Below are 15,925 nucleotides of genomic sequence, written 5' to 3' on the forward strand. Positions count from 1 at the left end.
CAATTCTCTAGCAATCTGTGTTAATAATTCTAGTTTTAATTAGAAATATATACCTTTAGCTATCGTAGTATAAAAGGATCTCCACGTGTTTAAGCTGGCTCATAACGGAAACATCTTATTGGATGTTCATGAACACTCACCACCTAGTGCTGCCTTTATCATTGAGGCACTAGAGAAGTCATCTTTCTGTGAATGCAGAGTGGATCATGATGCCATCAACAACTTTTTCAAAACCGATATGAAAGAGCGTACGCTTGTTGTTGCCTCAAAGCATGATGCAAGCCTCGAAATAACACTCAGTGATGACAAAATGCTGGCTACAGGCGAGTTAACACTTGCCGAAGGTGGCACAATCATGAGCCTAGAAAACGCCAAAAAAGAGCTAATCAAAGCAGGTGTCGCACGTGGTTATAAACAAGCCTACTTAGAAAAGCTATTGCAACAACAACTTGAGCTTCCCGCGGGAGAAAAGGTAAAAGGTGTCGTAGCAAAAGGGCGTTTACCTGTTGATGGGCAGCCATCTAAGCTAGTACCACAAGTTGAAACATTAAAAGACCGATTGAAAAAGCCAACACTGCGCGAAGATGGCACCGTTGATATGCGCGACTTTGGTAAATTAGCCAGCGTTGAACCGGGTGTATTATTGGTAAAACAAATACCCGCTACCCCAGGTAAAGAGGGATTTACCGTCACTGGCGATGTGCTACCCGCAAAAGCAGGTGAAAGCAGCGCACTTGTTGCAGGCGAAGGCACAGAGATTTCAAAAAATAATCCGCTAGAATTAGTTTCAGCAATTTCAGGCGTGCCAGTGGATATTGCTAACGGCATGCGTGTCGATGATATTTTCACTATTGCTGACGTAAACGTTAAAAGTGGTCATGTTGATTTTGAAGGAAGTGTTATTGTCACTCACAATGTCGAACCTGGCATGCGTATAAATGCCAAAGGTGATATTACAGTGATGGGAACAGTTGAATCTGGTCATCTATCAGCTATTGGCGATATAACCATTAAGCAAGGTGTGATTGGTCATCAGCTCGATGATAAAACGCTATCATGTAATATTATTAGCCAAGGTGATATTCACCTATCACACGGCCAATATAGTTACTTAGAAGCCAATAATATTATTATAGAGCGCCAATCGAGCCACTGTATCATGAAAGCCAAAAAGCTGTTGCAAGTTGGCCAAGAAGATAACCCGCAAGGTAAGTTATTTGGCGGAGAAATCCTCGATGCGCAAATAATTCTTGCTGGTGAAATTGGCAACGAATCAGGGGCTAAAATGGTTGTAAACCTTGCCGCATCAGGCGCCGATGTGACAGCAGAAACCGACCAATGTTTAAAAGACCTCGCACAAACAGACTCTCAGCTTGATACATTGCAAGAAGCCATTGAAAAAGCAGATCAAGTCAAAGATGCTGAAAAGAAAAAGCTTTTACTCGCAAAAATAGGCGCGACACAAAACCATTATTGTCAACAAGCCGAACAATTAGAGAAAAAGCTATCAAGCTTAGAACACCATCTGCATGACTTACTCGAAGATGCCGAATTGGTCGTGAATAAAGCGCTTCACTCAGGAGTCGAAATTCATATTTTTGACAAAGTATTACGAACTAATCGCCAATACCCGCCTTGTAAAGTGAAGCTGGAAGAAAATAAAATCGAAGTTGAGTTCAAAACAAGTTAAAAAGAGGTTTAAAGCCTCTTTTTAACTTACAGCATTAATTTAAAGAATACCGTCAACCTGCTGCTTCAATTGCTCCGGCCATACACCCACTTGCACCTGACCAATATGCTGTTTTTGTAACAACAACATCACTAAACGTGATTGACCAATCCCACCACCAATTGTTTGTGGAAATTTTTTCGCTAACAATGCTTTGTGCCAATCAAACTCAAGGCGTGCTTGGTCACCTGTAATTGCCAACTGTGTGGCAAGTGCATCAGGGCTAACACGAATACCCATTGATGATATTTCGAATGCATCTTCAAGCACTGGATTCCAAACTAGAATGTCGCCATTTAAACCGGAAAATTTACTACAGGTTTTAGTAGACCAGTCGTCATAATCAGGGGCACGCACATCATGAATTTTCCCATCGGCAAGTGCGCCACCGATACCAATTAGAAATACTGCACCATATTCTTGAGCGACGGCCTTTTCACGCTGTTTTGCGGTGAAATCGGGATACATTTGTCGTAATTGTTCACTGTGCACAAAAGTAATTTGCTCTGGTAAGAACGGCGTTAAACCAAACTCACTGGCAACAAAGCGCTCTGTTGATTTTATTGCTTGATAAATTGATGTGACGGTTTCTTTGAGCTTATCTAAAGTGCGCTCAGTGCTCTCACAGATAACTTTCTCCCAATCCCACTGATCTACATACACTGAATGAATTGGGCTTAATGATTCTTCATCAGGACGAAGTGCTTTCATATGCGTATAAAGGCCTTCACCTACAGAGAAGTCATGATCTGCAAGTGTTTTTCTTTTCCACTTCGCAAGTGAGTGCACCACTTCAAATTGACTGCTAGGAATCGTTTTCACCGCTACCGACACAGCATTTTCAGTACCGCTTAAGTTATCTTGTATACCATCGCCGACTTTAGCCAAAATTGGCGCTTGTACTTCAACAAGCCCTAATTGTTGTTCAAGTTGGCTTGAAAAGAACTGTTTTACTTTGCTTATTTGCTGCTGTTGCTTTAGGTAGTGTGAACTCATAATAATTGGCCTCATTCCCAGTTATTGTTACTTGCTTAATAGAGAACTGAAATCTCTTCGTTAAAACAATCCTCAACTAAATAAAGGTTATTTTCAATAACCGTTAATAAAAAGAACTTAACATTGAAATTTTCATAAAAATAATGCTATAAATTTTATTGATTCAACAATTAACACTAAGAAATACGATGGAAAATTATCAAATCGACAATCTCGATAAAAACATCCTTAATGCCTTAATGGAAAATGCGCGCACAGCGTATGCAGAATTAGCTAAACGCTTTGCTGTAAGTGCTGGCACTATTCATGTCAGAGTCGAAAAGATGAAACAAGCTGGCATCATTACGGGCACTCAGGTAAGCATTAATGCAAAGCAACTCGGTTACGATGTATGCTGTTTTATAGGTATTAACTTGAATAATGCCCGCGATTACCCGCAAACTTTATTACATTTAAAAGAGTTAGAAGAAGTGGTTGAAGCCTACTACACCACAGGCAACTACAGTATATTTATCAAAGTGATGGCACGCTCTATTGATCATCTACAAGATGTGTTAATTAATAAGATTCAAGCAATCGAGGCTATTCAATCCACCGAGACACTGATCTCCTTACAAAATCCAATTAGTAGAGCGGTAGTGCCTTAGCACTATACTGCGTATAATCAGCACCAATTAGAATCTGCCAACGAGCACATAACTATGGATACAACTCGCTTTGAGCGTGTGAAGCGCGTGTTAGATCGCCGTCAAACAGACCTAACCGTTTGCTTAGAAGAAGTACACAAGCATCATAATTTGTCGGCCATTGCCCGCACAGCAGACGCCACTGGCTGTCATCACGTACATGCTGTGTGGCCTGATAATCAAAAGTGGCTCACCAATAATACCTCTGGTGGGAGTAAGAATTGGCTCGAAACTCACTTACACCGCAATATTGATGATGCTGTTGCTATGATGAGAGCCCACAACCCCGATGTGCAAATTTTGGCAACCAATTTAACTGATGATGCCGTTGATTTTCGTGAAATAGATTACACCAAACCAACCGCTGTGATTGTTGGGCAAGAACGTGATGGCATTTCACCTCGTGCGCTTGAACATGCAGATAAGAACATCATCATCCCTATGCAAGGTATGGTGCAATCGCTGAATGTTTCTGTCGCAGCGGCACTTATTTTGTTTGAAGCACAACGCCAACGCGAAGAAGCTGGCTTGTATAACCGTAATATGCTCGATGAAAAAGTGAAGCACCGTATTTTGTTTGAAGGTTGCCACCCCATTATTGCTGAGCAATGCCGCGAAAAAGCGCTTCCCTACCCTGCTCTTGATGAAAATGGCGAAATCGTTGCTGATGACATCTTTTGGCACACGTTAAAGCACACGCAAACGCTTGAAGCCACTGACGAGTGCAAGTAAACTGAAAAAAGTCTACTAATTAATAATTTGAGTCACCTTTGAGTCACCCTAGCTTAGCACACTATCCTATTACTGAATTAAAAGGCGTTGGCCCTAAAATGGCCGAGCGTCTTGCTAAGCTGGGAATAAACACAGTGCAAGATATGCTGTTTCATTTGCCTCATCGCTACGAAGACCGCACTCGTATACATGCCATATGTGACTTACAACCTCACAGCCATGTCAGCATTGAAGCCACTGTGGAAACAAGCCAAATCACATTTGGCAAGCGCCGTATGTTGGTATGCCAAGTGAATGATGGCACGGGTCGCTTAACGCTGCGTTTTTTTAACTTTAATGCGGCACAAAAAAATGCACTGAGTACAGGTAAAATCATACGCTGCTTTGGCGAAATACGCCGTGGGCGGGTTGGCTTTGAAATGACTCACCCTGAATATAGTTTGTCAGACACTCCGTCAGAGCAACCAACAAACACAACCCTGACACCGGTTTATCCTGTCACAGAAGGGCTGAAGCAGCTGTCTATTCGTGCTTTAAGTGATCAAGCGCTCAACTTACTTGCAAAATACCCTGTAGAAGAATTATTGCCAGAACAATTTCAACCAACTGGCATGCGTTTAAGTGATGCACTTTTAACTCTGCACCGCCCACAAAATGATGTTGATTTAACGGCACTGGAGCAAGGCTTTCACCCTGCACAGCAACGGCTTGTATTTGAAGAGTTACTGGCACAAAACATCAGCTTATTAAAACTTCGTCAAAAAGGTCAAAGTGTCAAAGCGGTCGCTTTAACACCGCATAATCAACTTGAACAACAGTTTTTAACACAACTCCCTTTTAGCCCAACTAATGCGCAGAGTCGGGTGGTTGCAGAAATCAAAGGAGACTTACAACATCCCTTCCCAATGATGAGGTTAGTGCAAGGAGATGTTGGTTCAGGTAAAACGTTAGTCGCAGCATTGAGCGCTTTAACAGCGATTAGTGAAGGTTACCAAGTGGCACTTATGGCACCTACCGAAATTTTGTCAGAACAACATGGCATCAATTTTAGCCAATGGTTTAAAGAACTCGGTATTGAAGTCGCATGGCTTGGAGGTAAAAGCAAAGGTAAAGAGCGCACTGTCACACTCGAAAAAATAGCCTCTGGCGAAGCACAAATGATTGTGGGTACGCATGCACTATTTCAAGATCAGGTTGAGTTTAATAACCTTGTTTTAATTATTATTGATGAGCAACACCGCTTTGGTGTGCATCAGCGCTTATCGCTGCGTGAAAAAGGGCGTTTTGGTGATTGCTACCCACATCAACTCGTTATGACCGCAACACCTATTCCCCGCACTTTAGCAATGACAGCGTATGCAGACTTAGAAACCTCCATCATAGACGAACTTCCCCCTGGCCGAACACCGATTACGACAGTCGCAATCCCCGATACTCGCCGTGATGAAATTATTCAACGGGTCAAAACAGCCTGCCAAGAGCAGGGCCGTCAAGTATATTGGGTTTGCACCTTAATCGATGAATCGGAAGTACTGCAATGCCAAGCAGCAGAAGACAGCGCCGAACAATTAAAAAATGTACTTCCTGAATTGCAGGTAGGCTTAGTACATGGCCGTATGAAAGCCGCTGAAAAACAAGCCATTATGAGCGAGTTTAAAGCGGGAAATATTCACGTATTAGTTGCAACGACAGTGATTGAAGTGGGGGTTGATGTGCCCAATGCGAGCCTGATTATAATTGAAAATCCAGAACGATTAGGGCTTGCTCAGTTACACCAATTACGTGGCCGTGTTGGACGTGGTGCAACAGCATCACACTGTGTATTACTTTATCATGCTCCGCTTTCTGCAACTGCTCAAAAACGTTTAGGAGTGCTGCGTGAAAGCAATGATGGCTTTGTTATCGCCGAAAGAGACCTCGAAATTCGCGGTCCAGGTGAAGTACTTGGCACAAAACAAACAGGCTTAGCTGATTTTAAAATCGCTGACTTGAGCCGTGATAAACAAACCTTAACACAAGTACGCCCAATCGCATTTAAAATGCTTGAGCAATTCCCCACACAAAGTGAAAAGCTTATTCAACGTTGGCTTGCTGGCAAGTCCGACTACGCCTTAGCGTAATACAGATAATACAAAAAAGCCCAGCAGATGCTGGGCTAACAAGTAAGGGAGTTATTCCTTTAGAGGATTAAAACTTGTACTCAATACCAACACCTAAGTAGTCTTGATCAACTTGGTTGTCAGTATCAAATGTTGAGTAGAAACCAAATACCTTAGTGTTTTTGCTTAGCTTGTGATCAACACCTGCTGAAATAGCTGTTTTCTTGTCGCCTTCATCAAAGTCAATTACTTGATATTGAACTTTAAATGTATTGCTATTCATTTGATAAGCCGCATTCACTAAATAGCCGTCAGCCTCTGCACTGCCATCTACTTTTTCTTGTGTTTGGTACATTGCGCCTAGTTTGAAGTCGCCAACTTTACCTTGCACTGTCGCACGAACAATATCGTAGCCTTTCACTTCACTGTCTGCTGCAACAGAAGCGTATATTTTGCTTTCTTTAAGTTTAGCGTCACCATACGTCAGTGCTACTGAGTATCCATCATCAGCATCTACATCATCTTCCGCGATGTAAGTCGCTAATACTTTGAAACCGCTAAAATCATTTGATGCATAAGAGATAGAATCACCTAAACGATTCTCACCTTTGAATACGTTTTTAATATCACCTTCAAGGTCATTAAATAAATCAATTTTACCTTGAGACTGCTTCATTGCAGTGTCATTACGACCAATTACAACTTGACCAAAGCCACCTTTAACACCTACATATTGGTTACGTGCAGTAATGTTGTCATCGTTATCGCCTTTCGAATCAGCATCAGAGACATCAACACCAAACTCAAATTTGTATACAGCTTCTAAGCCTTCAGTTAGCTTCTCAGAACCTTTTAAGCCAAAACGTGAGTTATTGCTTTTAATTTCAGTAAAAGACCCTTCGCCATCATCTGATGATTGAACAGTCACGTTGGCTTTACCATATAAATCTACATCAGCTAATGCAGAAAAAGATAAACCACCAAATAAAGCTAGGAATAAGCTAGACTTTGCAAATTTCATGTCGTTTCCTCAATAATCGCAACAAAAAACACATACTCGTGTTTGATTGAGCGCAGTGTGCCAGCGAAAAATGACAGAAAGATGACAGCTGAAATAAAAACGTCAATTTAGCTTCATAAAATATGAATATTCTTGAAATAAAAACGCAACACTCTGTTACAGCATTAAATTTTTATGAAAGCTAAATTAAGTTAACTTTAAGCTTTTATTTTCAGCGCAATTAATAAGGTCACTAACTTTTCTAATAAAGGGGTTTGTTCATTGTCTTTATGATACGCAACAAACACATCACGGGACGTGTGGGCCACATCTTCAACATGATAAAGTTCACCCGCCTTTAATTGCTCCTCAACCAGTAGTTGAGGAATAAATGCACTGCCGCCGCATTTTAAAATTAAATCGAGTGCTATACGTCCTGTACTGGTTCTAAAATAAGGAGGTGCGTGGCCATTAAACTCACGTGCATGCCATAACGAAAAGGACGTTCCCCAATCAACATACACATACTGCTTATCGAAAAAGTTTTCACTATTTGCAGCTTCAAAAGCACTAACAGGAATGATTGGTAGTTCACATATTCGCTTAACAACAAGTTCATCCACCTTCGGAGGATCGAACAGCACAGCAAGATCTAATGTACGCTCTAGTAATAAACGAGTGCTTTCTTGCTGAGCCTTAACTTCAGCAACAAGTGACACACCAGGCATTGCAGAGACTATATTAGTAATACCAAACTGCAAAAATGCATCCCAAACATTTGGGGTGCCTGCTAGGCTAATTTGCTTGTGCATATTATCCGCCAGAGCTACATCGACTTTTGCCCTTTGCATGCCAGTTATGATCATTTGTGCATGAGGCAATAATCGCTCGCCTGGAGCTGTTAATTGAATATTATTACGCTGGCGAATAAATAAGTTAACACCTAGACCTTGCTCTAATTGTCGGATCCGAAAACTCACCGCAGACTGCGTAATATATAAATTCTCAGCTGCTTTGCCGAAATGGCGCGTGCGCACGACTTCAACAAAAGTCTTCAATAAATCGATATCCATTTTTTACCCTTACGATAAAAATAACTTGTTTAATAAAATCGACAACTTGATCCATACTCCTGCAAGAAATTAGGGCATGAGGATAAAGCCATGAGCATTGACATTTCATCACTTCGTCAGGCATTTGCAAGCCAACGTCAATTTTATGATGATCAAAATTTCCCACGCGGTTTTGGTCGTAGTGGTCACTTCACTTTGCTAGAAGCCGACATTCTCGAACAGCATGGTGTTATATTAAAGGGTTTATACAACAAAACCCTAGAACCACAAAATGAATTTCAAACTCAATTTGTACAAGTTGTTACAGGTAATTTAGAAGCCACTAATCCGATTGAGCGCGCTTGGATAAAATACCTTAAACAGACAACCTGCAAAACTAAGTTTCACACTTTATTTGGTCGTTCTCGAATTGCAAGTCCAACATCGCAAAGTGTTGAATATTATTCTGAGTCAGACAGCTTATAACGATTTGCTTTTTTACCCTTTTAGGGTTAAAACTTGTAATAACTTTTGTTTCGCCAATAAGTTATTACAAGGCAAGTTGTGACTCGAAGACTATTAATAATTGAAGATACGCCAACCATTGCGCGAGTGCAAAAGCATATCGCGCAAAAAGTTGGCTATGAAGCGGATATTGCCAGTTCTTTAGCAGAAGCAAAGGAGCTCATTAACCAACACAGTTACTTTTGCGCTGTTGTTGATTTTATTCTTCCTGATGCGCCAACTGGCGAAGCCGTACCTTGTACCATTGCAGCCGACATCCCTACCATTGTAATGACTGGTAACCTTGATGAAACCACACGCAATATTGTTGAAAAACACCCTATTATTGATTACATCACTAAAGAAAATAAACAGGCATATCAATACCTAGAGAAACAACTTACTCGCTTACCTCGTAATGAGCAAATTCAAGTACTCGTGGTTGATGATTCTGCATCCACTCGTCATTATATTTGTAACCTGCTTACACGGCATAAATACCAAGTATTAGAGGCTGAAGATGGTGTACAAGCATTAAAAGTCCTCGCTGAAAATCCAACCATTTCCGTCATTATCACCGACAACGAAATGCCGAATATGAACGGTGATGAGCTCTGTGTCGAGATTCGCCGTTTATACTCAAACGACGAAAAAGCAATTATCGGTATATCAGCACTGGATACATTGCATCTTTCAACACGCTTTTTAAAATCAGGTGCAGATGACTACCTGCGTAAACCATTTAATAGCGAAGAATTTTATTGTCGGCTTAGCCAGAACGTCGACATGCTTGAGAATATTAAAACGATTCGTTTACAGGCAAACACTGACTATCTTACAAAACTCCCTAACCGCCGCTACTTTTTTGGTGAAGCAAATAGCCACTTAAAAGCCGCTAAACTTGCCAACAATCAAGTCTCTTTAGGAATGATCGATGTAGATCACTTTAAAGCAATTAACGATAAATACGGCCACGATGCAGGGGATGAAGTTTTAAAAGGGCTAGCACAATGTATGCAAACCTACTTCAAAGATAACCTTGTTGGTCGTTTTGGTGGTGAAGAGTTTGCGGTGTACTTTGCAGATCAAGACGCTGAAAAAGCATACCAACGATTAGAAAAGTTTCGTCTTTTTGTCCAAAAGCACAGTACTGAATTTAGTAAAGATAAGGTAGCCTTCACCTTATCGATAGGCTTTCATAATGGGCCTGTTTATAGCCTTGATGAACTTATAAAACAGGCCGACTTAAAACTTTATCAAGCCAAAGAAAGTGGCCGTAACAAACTAGTGAGTTAAGCTCTATACTGGCTTAGTTACGGCGGCTAGCTGTGCTTTTCGCTGCTTACGGCTTTGGCGATAAGAGTCCCAACTAAATAATGCCAACGCACTCCAAATACACGCAAATGTGACCACCCGCTCAGCATCAAATACTTCACCATAAAACGCCACAGCAAGCACAAACATTAAACTCGGACCTATATACTGGAAAAAACCTAAGGTACTGTATTGCAAGCGCTTAGCTGCACCTGTAAAGCATAAAAGAGGTAAAGTTGTCACAACACCAGCACTGATCAGCAATAAGTTAATATGCCAATTATTAGCCGTAAAATCTGAGCTTGTAGTCGGTACCATTAACCACCAGTAAATCAATGCAACAGGCAGTAAAATTAGCGCTTCGAGCAACAAGCCTGGTAATGACTCAATAGGCAGCTTTTTACGTAGTAAACCATAAATAGCAAACGAGCCCGCCAATGAGAACGCAACCACAGGGAAAGAACCAAAACTTACTAACTGTAACAGTACCCCGCACAAGGCTAAACCTACTGCAACACCTTGCCACTTACGTAAACGCTCACCCAAAAAAAGCATCCCTAGTAATACATTTAAAAGCGGATTTATGTAATAACCTAAGCTTGCATCCAGCATGTGGTTATTATTTACAGCCCAAATAAACAACCCCCAATTAAAGCCCAACAAGGTAGCGGTAACCACCAGCATAAACAGCAGTTTAGGCTGACTTAAAGCAACTCGAATTCGCTGCCACTGATGACGAACAGCAATAATAAGAAGTAAAAATAACACCGACCAAATAACACGGTGCATCAATATTTCAAAAGCAGAAATATCTTGTAGAAGCTTAAAATAAATGGGTGCTAAGCCCCACATAAAAAAGGCTAAACACGCGAAAATGACCCCTTTTCGCTGTTCGGTATTGGTAGGCATAAGTTAGGCTTTATTGATTAAAAACACTATTTTACGCCCCCTTTCTAACTGCGCAACTAAAACGGGTTAAATAAACCTTTTGGGCGCTCCACAGGCACTTACTCTCATCGTTATTACTTCTTAAAAGGGACTGATTGTTGCAAAGTAACGCCTTGATATTAAGCCCCTGTGAAACGCTAAATTCTGCATCTTGAGGTCGTTTGGGTATATTGCTAAAGACATCGCTATAAAAAAACACTAAAATGCTCGCGATGAATACCAATACCGCAACAACCAACACACCCATTCGCTCACCACAAGCCGTACTCAAACAAGTATTTGGTTACAGTGAGTTTCGTGATGGCCAACACGCTATTATAGCCGCCGCGCTAGACGGACAAGATTCGCTCGTGCTGCTTCCTACTGGCGGTGGTAAGTCATTGTGCTATCAAGTACCTGCTTTGATCCTTGATGGCGTCACAGTGGTTATTTCGCCACTTATTTCCCTCATGCAAGATCAAGTTGCGCAACTTCGTGCCCTTGGTGTTCAAGCCGCCTATATTAACAATAGCTTGCCATTTGAAGAGCAACAAACGGTGTATCAGCAACTGCATTATGGTCAAATTAAGCTTTTATATGTTGCACCAGAAAAAGTCTTACAGCATGATTTTTTAGAGCGTTTGAGCCATCTTAAGCTAGCCTTATTTGCGATTGATGAAGCCCATTGTGTATCGCATTGGGGGCACGATTTTAGGCCACATTACTGTAGGCTCAATGAATTAAAACAGCGCTTTATGCATGTGCCTATGATGGCCTTAACTGCCACAGCAGACAAAGCAACGCGCTACGATATTATTGAACAGCTCCAGCTTAATCACCCATACGTGCACACAGGCAGTTTCGACAGACCCAATATTCGTTACACCATTGAAGAAAAGTTCAAACCGATGGTGCAACTACTTCGTTATTTAAAAGAGCAGCAAAATCAGAGCGGTATAATTTACTGTACCAGCCGAAAACGTGTTGATGATGTGGCTGAAAAGCTCGCTGACGCAGGATTTAATGCCGCGGCTTATCATGCAGGTATGAGTAACGAGCAACGCCAATTTGTACAATCGGGCTTTGCTCGTGACGATATTCAAATTGTGGTCGCCACCGTTGCGTTTGGAATGGGTATCAACAAACCAAACGTGCGATTTGTAGTGCATTACGATATTCCAAAAAGTATTGAAGCCTATTACCAAGAAACAGGTCGTGCTGGTCGTGATGGTCTTGCCGCAGAAGCGATTATGTATTTTGATCCAGCTGATATCGGCCGCGTCCGCCGCTTTTTTGAAGATATTGAGGACGAGCAACGTCGCCGTGTTGAAGAGCAGCGCTTTAACGCTATGGCCAGCTTTGCCGAAGCACAAACCTGTCGCAGACAGATCTTGCTCAATTATTTTAGTGAATACAAACGCGAAACGTGTGGTAACTGCGATATTTGCCTAAATCCACCAAAAAGCTTTGACGGTACACTGGTTGCCCAGCAAGCACTATCCTGTGTTTACCGTGCTGAGCAACGCTTTGGTATTGGTTATATTGTTGAGCTGTTGCGCGGCGCTAACACCAGTCGTATCCGTGATAATAATCACCACCAGCTAAGCACCTATGGGATAGGTAAAGATCACAGTGTGGAGTTTTGGCTGAGTATTTTAAGGCAGCTTATTCATCAGGGTTTATTGAGCCAAGACATCACGCAAGGTTCTTCGCTTCGTTTAACCGAAGCTGCACGCGCAGTGCTTAAAAGTGAATACGCCCTACAACTGGCAGAACCCCGCCTTCAAGCGAAACACGTATACCAAGATAAACTTGCTCAATTCAATTACGATAAAAAGCTGTTTGCGCGACTGCGTGCTCTACGTAAGGAGCTTGCAGATGCAGACGATGTGCCACCTTATGTAGTGTTCAATGATAAAACCCTTGCTGAAATGGCGCAGCTAATGCCAACCAATGACAGTGAGTTCTTGAAAGTATCGGGTGTTGGTTTTACAAAGCTTAACAAGTATGGGGCACCGTTTTTAAATACCATTCGCGATTACCTCGCAACCAACTAGGGTAAGTATGACTGAACTTTTATACGATGCTAAACATCAAGTTATTATCATCACGCCAAGCGAACATCCCACCGATGAAGACTTTGCGTTATGGGCTACACTTTTCCTGCACGCTCCAGCTATTCAAACCGCTGACTTTGATGCGGGAGCTGATCGACATAGAGTAAGGTTTCACTTTACAGATCATAGTTTTAATCTAAACTTTGAACATTACAGTGAAAGTATTTGGATTAACGCCGAAGGCGTTGAAGCAGCAGCCTTATTAGCTGACCTTTATCAGTATTTAGTTATGCAGTTACAATAATAAGCTAGACTTTTTTCTGCGCTTAGTATGTAGTATCTGTATAAGACATAAACAACTAAGGGTGTAAATGGGATTTAAGCAGTCGCACTTTGTTGCTCGGTTAACGACATTACTGACAGTAAGCATGGCAGCAAGTGCATATGCGCAGCAGCTACCTAGTGATGATAACAATTATTGTCAAAACCAACGTACGCTTAAATCACAAGATAACAACCTACGTCGCCAACTTGATACCGACAACCCACTCCCCGAAGCCGCCGAAAATCGTAAAATTGTTGCTGTCGAGCTTGAGCAACTTAATGTCTTCAACACTGAACTTGAAGAAGAAGATAACTTTTTATTTCGCTTTGCAAACCGTGCGCACATGACAACGGAGCCTGAAGTTATTCATAGCGTTTTACTGTTCAGTGAAGGCGATACTTATAACCCTCGTAAGCTACTAGAATCAGAGCGGCTCCTACGTAAGCAAGGCTACCTATATGACGCACGCATTCACGCTAACCTTGATTGCGATGGTAATGTTCGTGTGAAGGTCGTGACGCGTGATTTATGGACTTTGCTTCCTGAAATAAGCTTTAGCCGCAGTGGCGGTGAAAACGAATCGAGTATTGGTTTTCGTGAATCTAACTTTTTAGGATGGGGTAAACGCGTTTCTTTCTCGCGCACGCGTGATGCTGATCGTACCGGTTATCTATTCGTATATGATGATCCTAATATTCTATCTAGCCGTTATCGAGGGCGTATTGAATACTCAGACAACGATGATGGTAAACGCCACTACATAGATTTAAGTTATCCCTTTTTCTCAATAGATACTCCTTACAGCTATGGTTTTACGAGTTACTCTGACCAGCGTCGTGAGTCGCTATATTACCGCGGTGATGTTGTTAGCGAATTTGAACAAAAAACGATTTTAAATAGGGCCTACTTTGGCCACTCACGTCATTTTGCAAATAATTGGACTCAGCGCCTTAGCATCGGGTTTGAAAACCGAGAAGATACCTTTGCAGCCATTCCTGAAACACATTTACCGATCGCCAATGATCGTAACGTAAGTTACCCCTATATTCGTGGCCAGTGGTTTGAAGACCATTTTGTTAAAGTGAGAAATTTTGACAGTATCTACCGCACCGAGGATCTTAATTTAGGCTGGAATATTAGTGCCTTACTGGGCTATTCAAGTAAAGATATAAGTGATGATGCCAGCCGCACCATTTACTCGCTCTCTTTATCTAAAGCGCATTACACTGGTGATAATCAACTATGGCGTTTCAAAGCAGACATTGATGGCTATTGGAATGAAGAGCAAGACGATGTTGAAAACTTAATAACCAGTTCACAAGTTCAGTACTACTTAAACACCAGCATACAACAAACTTGGTATGCAAAAGTGCGTCTGCAATATGCAAAAAACCTGACCGCAGATAAGCAACTAACCTTAGGGGGCGAGAATGGTTTACGCGGTTACCCTTTGGATTACCAAGTAGGTGATCGCAGCTTTCTAGTAACATTAGAAAAACGCTATTATTGGGAATATGACTTACTACAATTATTTAAAGTCGGCGGTGCAGCCTTTTACGATATAGGCCGTGCTTGGTATAACGATAAAGACAATGGCTCCAACGGCAACGTATTACAAAACGTCGGAGTTGGGCTTCGCTTAGCCCCAAGTCGCGCAAATGCAGGCACGGTTATTCACCTCGATATTGCTGCGCCAATTAACAAACAAGATGATGATATTGACTCTGTGCAGTGGCTCGTCACCGTTAAAAATACTTTTTAAAGTACTGTTTTTCACAGCCTAAAACGCTAAAATTGGTGCGTAAATCTTTAACTTAGGAACCCGTTTGGACTTCGTCGAACTTTTTAATGAGCAATACCATTTAATCGTCACAATTATCGCGATTTTGCTTTACCCGTTGCTTCGTAAAACTACGAAAAAGCTGTTGCTTAAAGCAATCAAAGGAAAAGCCGATCCTCATCGTGAATACCGCGCAGAGCTCCTACTAAATATTATTCTAGCCATTGTTATGCTGTGCTTAGTATTAGTTTTTTGGGGGATCGAGTTGCGTGGTTTGTTAGTGCTTGGCTCCTCAATTTTTGCCATGCTCGGCGTTGCACTGTTTGCTGCATGGTCACTTCTTAGTAACTTAACAGCCTTTTTACTCATGTTCATTCAAAACGACTACCGTGTTGGCTATTGGGTAAGAGTGATTGATGGCGCAAACTTTCTTGAAGGTCGCATTACTGAAATGGGATTAATGAATGTTGTGCTTGAACACGTTGATGGGCATAAAGTTATTTACCCTAATAACATCTTTGTTACCCGCCCTGTGATGGTGCTCAACAAAGCCCCTGCCCCAACGAAAACAGCATCGACAAAACGTATTCTAGGCCCCAAAAAATAAAGCCGCATCTGCGGCTTTGAATCACACTAAAACTGTCTAATTTAAAACAGCCACGATTTAACTTAGCGACCTTGCTCTTTATTTACTTTAGCAATAAAGGCTTTTAGTTCATCAAGT

General features: G+C 41.6%; 14 protein-coding genes. 10 read left to right on the forward strand and 4 right to left on the reverse strand.

The window, feature by feature from the left end; genetic code table 11:
- Window positions 1-85: 85 nt before the first annotated feature.
- A complete protein-coding gene (locus NYF15_RS17380; RefSeq protein ID WP_341803807.1) occupies window positions 86-1,690 on the forward strand; it encodes a FapA family protein in 1,605 nt (534 codons plus the stop codon).
- A 39-nt stretch (window positions 1,691-1,729) separates the two neighbouring features.
- Here NYF15_RS17380 and asnA read toward each other — a convergent pair whose 3' ends face one another.
- Window positions 1,730-2,725: an aspartate--ammonia ligase gene (asnA, locus tag NYF15_RS17385; RefSeq protein ID WP_371354247.1), complete on the reverse strand. Its 996-nt coding sequence runs from the start codon at window positions 2,723-2,725 to the stop codon at window positions 1,730-1,732.
- Window positions 2,726-2,913: 188 nt separating this feature from the next.
- On the opposite strand from asnA, the gene asnC reads away from it, so the two are divergent.
- Genes asnC through recG form a run of 3 tightly spaced genes read left to right on the forward strand, consistent with a single transcriptional unit; the run spans window position 2,914 to window position 6,263 of the window.
- Window positions 2,914-3,372, forward strand: a complete 459-nt coding sequence (gene asnC / locus NYF15_RS17390) for a transcriptional regulator AsnC (RefSeq protein ID WP_062567385.1) — start codon at window positions 2,914-2,916, stop codon at window positions 3,370-3,372.
- Window positions 3,373-3,426: 54 nt separating this feature from the next.
- A complete protein-coding gene (trmH, locus tag NYF15_RS17395) occupies window positions 3,427-4,143 on the forward strand; it encodes a tRNA (guanosine(18)-2'-O)-methyltransferase TrmH (RefSeq protein WP_237119726.1) in 717 nt (238 codons plus the stop codon).
- A gap of 38 nt (window positions 4,144-4,181) precedes the next feature.
- Window positions 4,182-6,263 (forward strand): ATP-dependent DNA helicase RecG, encoded by a 2,082-nt coding sequence (gene recG / locus NYF15_RS17400; protein WP_371354248.1) that lies wholly within the window; start codon window positions 4,182-4,184, stop codon window positions 6,261-6,263.
- 67 nt (window positions 6,264-6,330) lie between these two features.
- Here the strand turns inward: recG and NYF15_RS17405 are convergent, their stop codons facing one another.
- Both NYF15_RS17405 and NYF15_RS17410 read right to left on the reverse strand, forming a co-directional pair.
- Window positions 6,331-7,263 carry a porin gene (locus tag NYF15_RS17405; protein WP_062567382.1) on the reverse strand — a complete coding sequence of 311 codons (933 nt, stop codon included), beginning with the start codon at window positions 7,261-7,263 and terminating at the stop codon, window positions 6,331-6,333.
- Between the two features lie 197 nt (window positions 7,264-7,460).
- Window positions 7,461-8,315, reverse strand: coding sequence for a LysR family transcriptional regulator (locus NYF15_RS17410; protein WP_371354249.1), 855 nt, complete (start codon window positions 8,313-8,315; stop codon window positions 7,461-7,463).
- Between the two features lie 90 nt (window positions 8,316-8,405).
- Between NYF15_RS17410 and NYF15_RS17415 the strand changes: the two genes are divergently transcribed.
- Together NYF15_RS17415 and NYF15_RS17420 are read left to right on the forward strand one after the other, a co-directional pair.
- A complete protein-coding gene (locus tag NYF15_RS17415; RefSeq protein ID WP_130151724.1) occupies window positions 8,406-8,780 on the forward strand; it encodes a DUF413 domain-containing protein in 375 nt (124 codons plus the stop codon).
- A 78-nt stretch (window positions 8,781-8,858) separates the two neighbouring features.
- The gene (locus NYF15_RS17420; RefSeq protein WP_371354250.1) at window positions 8,859-10,094 is read left to right on the forward strand and encodes a diguanylate cyclase; all 1,236 of its coding nucleotides are present in this window, start codon (window positions 8,859-8,861) and stop codon (window positions 10,092-10,094) included.
- Between the two features lie 3 nt (window positions 10,095-10,097).
- Here NYF15_RS17420 and rarD read toward each other — a convergent pair whose 3' ends face one another.
- Window positions 10,098-11,021 carry an EamA family transporter RarD gene (rarD, locus tag NYF15_RS17425; protein WP_371354251.1) on the reverse strand — a complete coding sequence of 308 codons (924 nt, stop codon included), beginning with the start codon at window positions 11,019-11,021 and terminating at the stop codon, window positions 10,098-10,100.
- A 251-nt stretch (window positions 11,022-11,272) separates the two neighbouring features.
- Between rarD and recQ the strand changes: the two genes are divergently transcribed.
- From recQ to NYF15_RS17445, 4 genes are all read left to right on the forward strand, one after another.
- Window positions 11,273-13,096 (forward strand): DNA helicase RecQ, encoded by a 1,824-nt coding sequence (recQ, locus tag NYF15_RS17430; RefSeq protein ID WP_371354252.1) that lies wholly within the window; start codon window positions 11,273-11,275, stop codon window positions 13,094-13,096.
- A 7-nt stretch (window positions 13,097-13,103) separates the two neighbouring features.
- The gene (locus NYF15_RS17435; RefSeq protein WP_371354253.1) at window positions 13,104-13,400 is read left to right on the forward strand and encodes a DUF3630 family protein; all 297 of its coding nucleotides are present in this window, start codon (window positions 13,104-13,106) and stop codon (window positions 13,398-13,400) included.
- A 124-nt stretch (window positions 13,401-13,524) separates the two neighbouring features.
- Window positions 13,525-15,183 carry a BamA/TamA family outer membrane protein gene (locus NYF15_RS17440; protein ID WP_130151752.1) on the forward strand — a complete coding sequence of 553 codons (1,659 nt, stop codon included), beginning with the start codon at window positions 13,525-13,527 and terminating at the stop codon, window positions 15,181-15,183.
- Window positions 15,184-15,247: 64 nt separating this feature from the next.
- A complete protein-coding gene (locus NYF15_RS17445; protein WP_371354254.1) occupies window positions 15,248-15,808 on the forward strand; it encodes a mechanosensitive ion channel domain-containing protein in 561 nt (186 codons plus the stop codon).
- The last annotated feature ends 117 nt before the right edge of the window (window positions 15,809-15,925 follow it).

This window comes from Pseudoalteromonas sp. 68 DY56-GL68 (assembly GCF_041414825.1).
GTDB lineage: Bacteria > Pseudomonadota > Gammaproteobacteria > Enterobacterales > Alteromonadaceae > Pseudoalteromonas.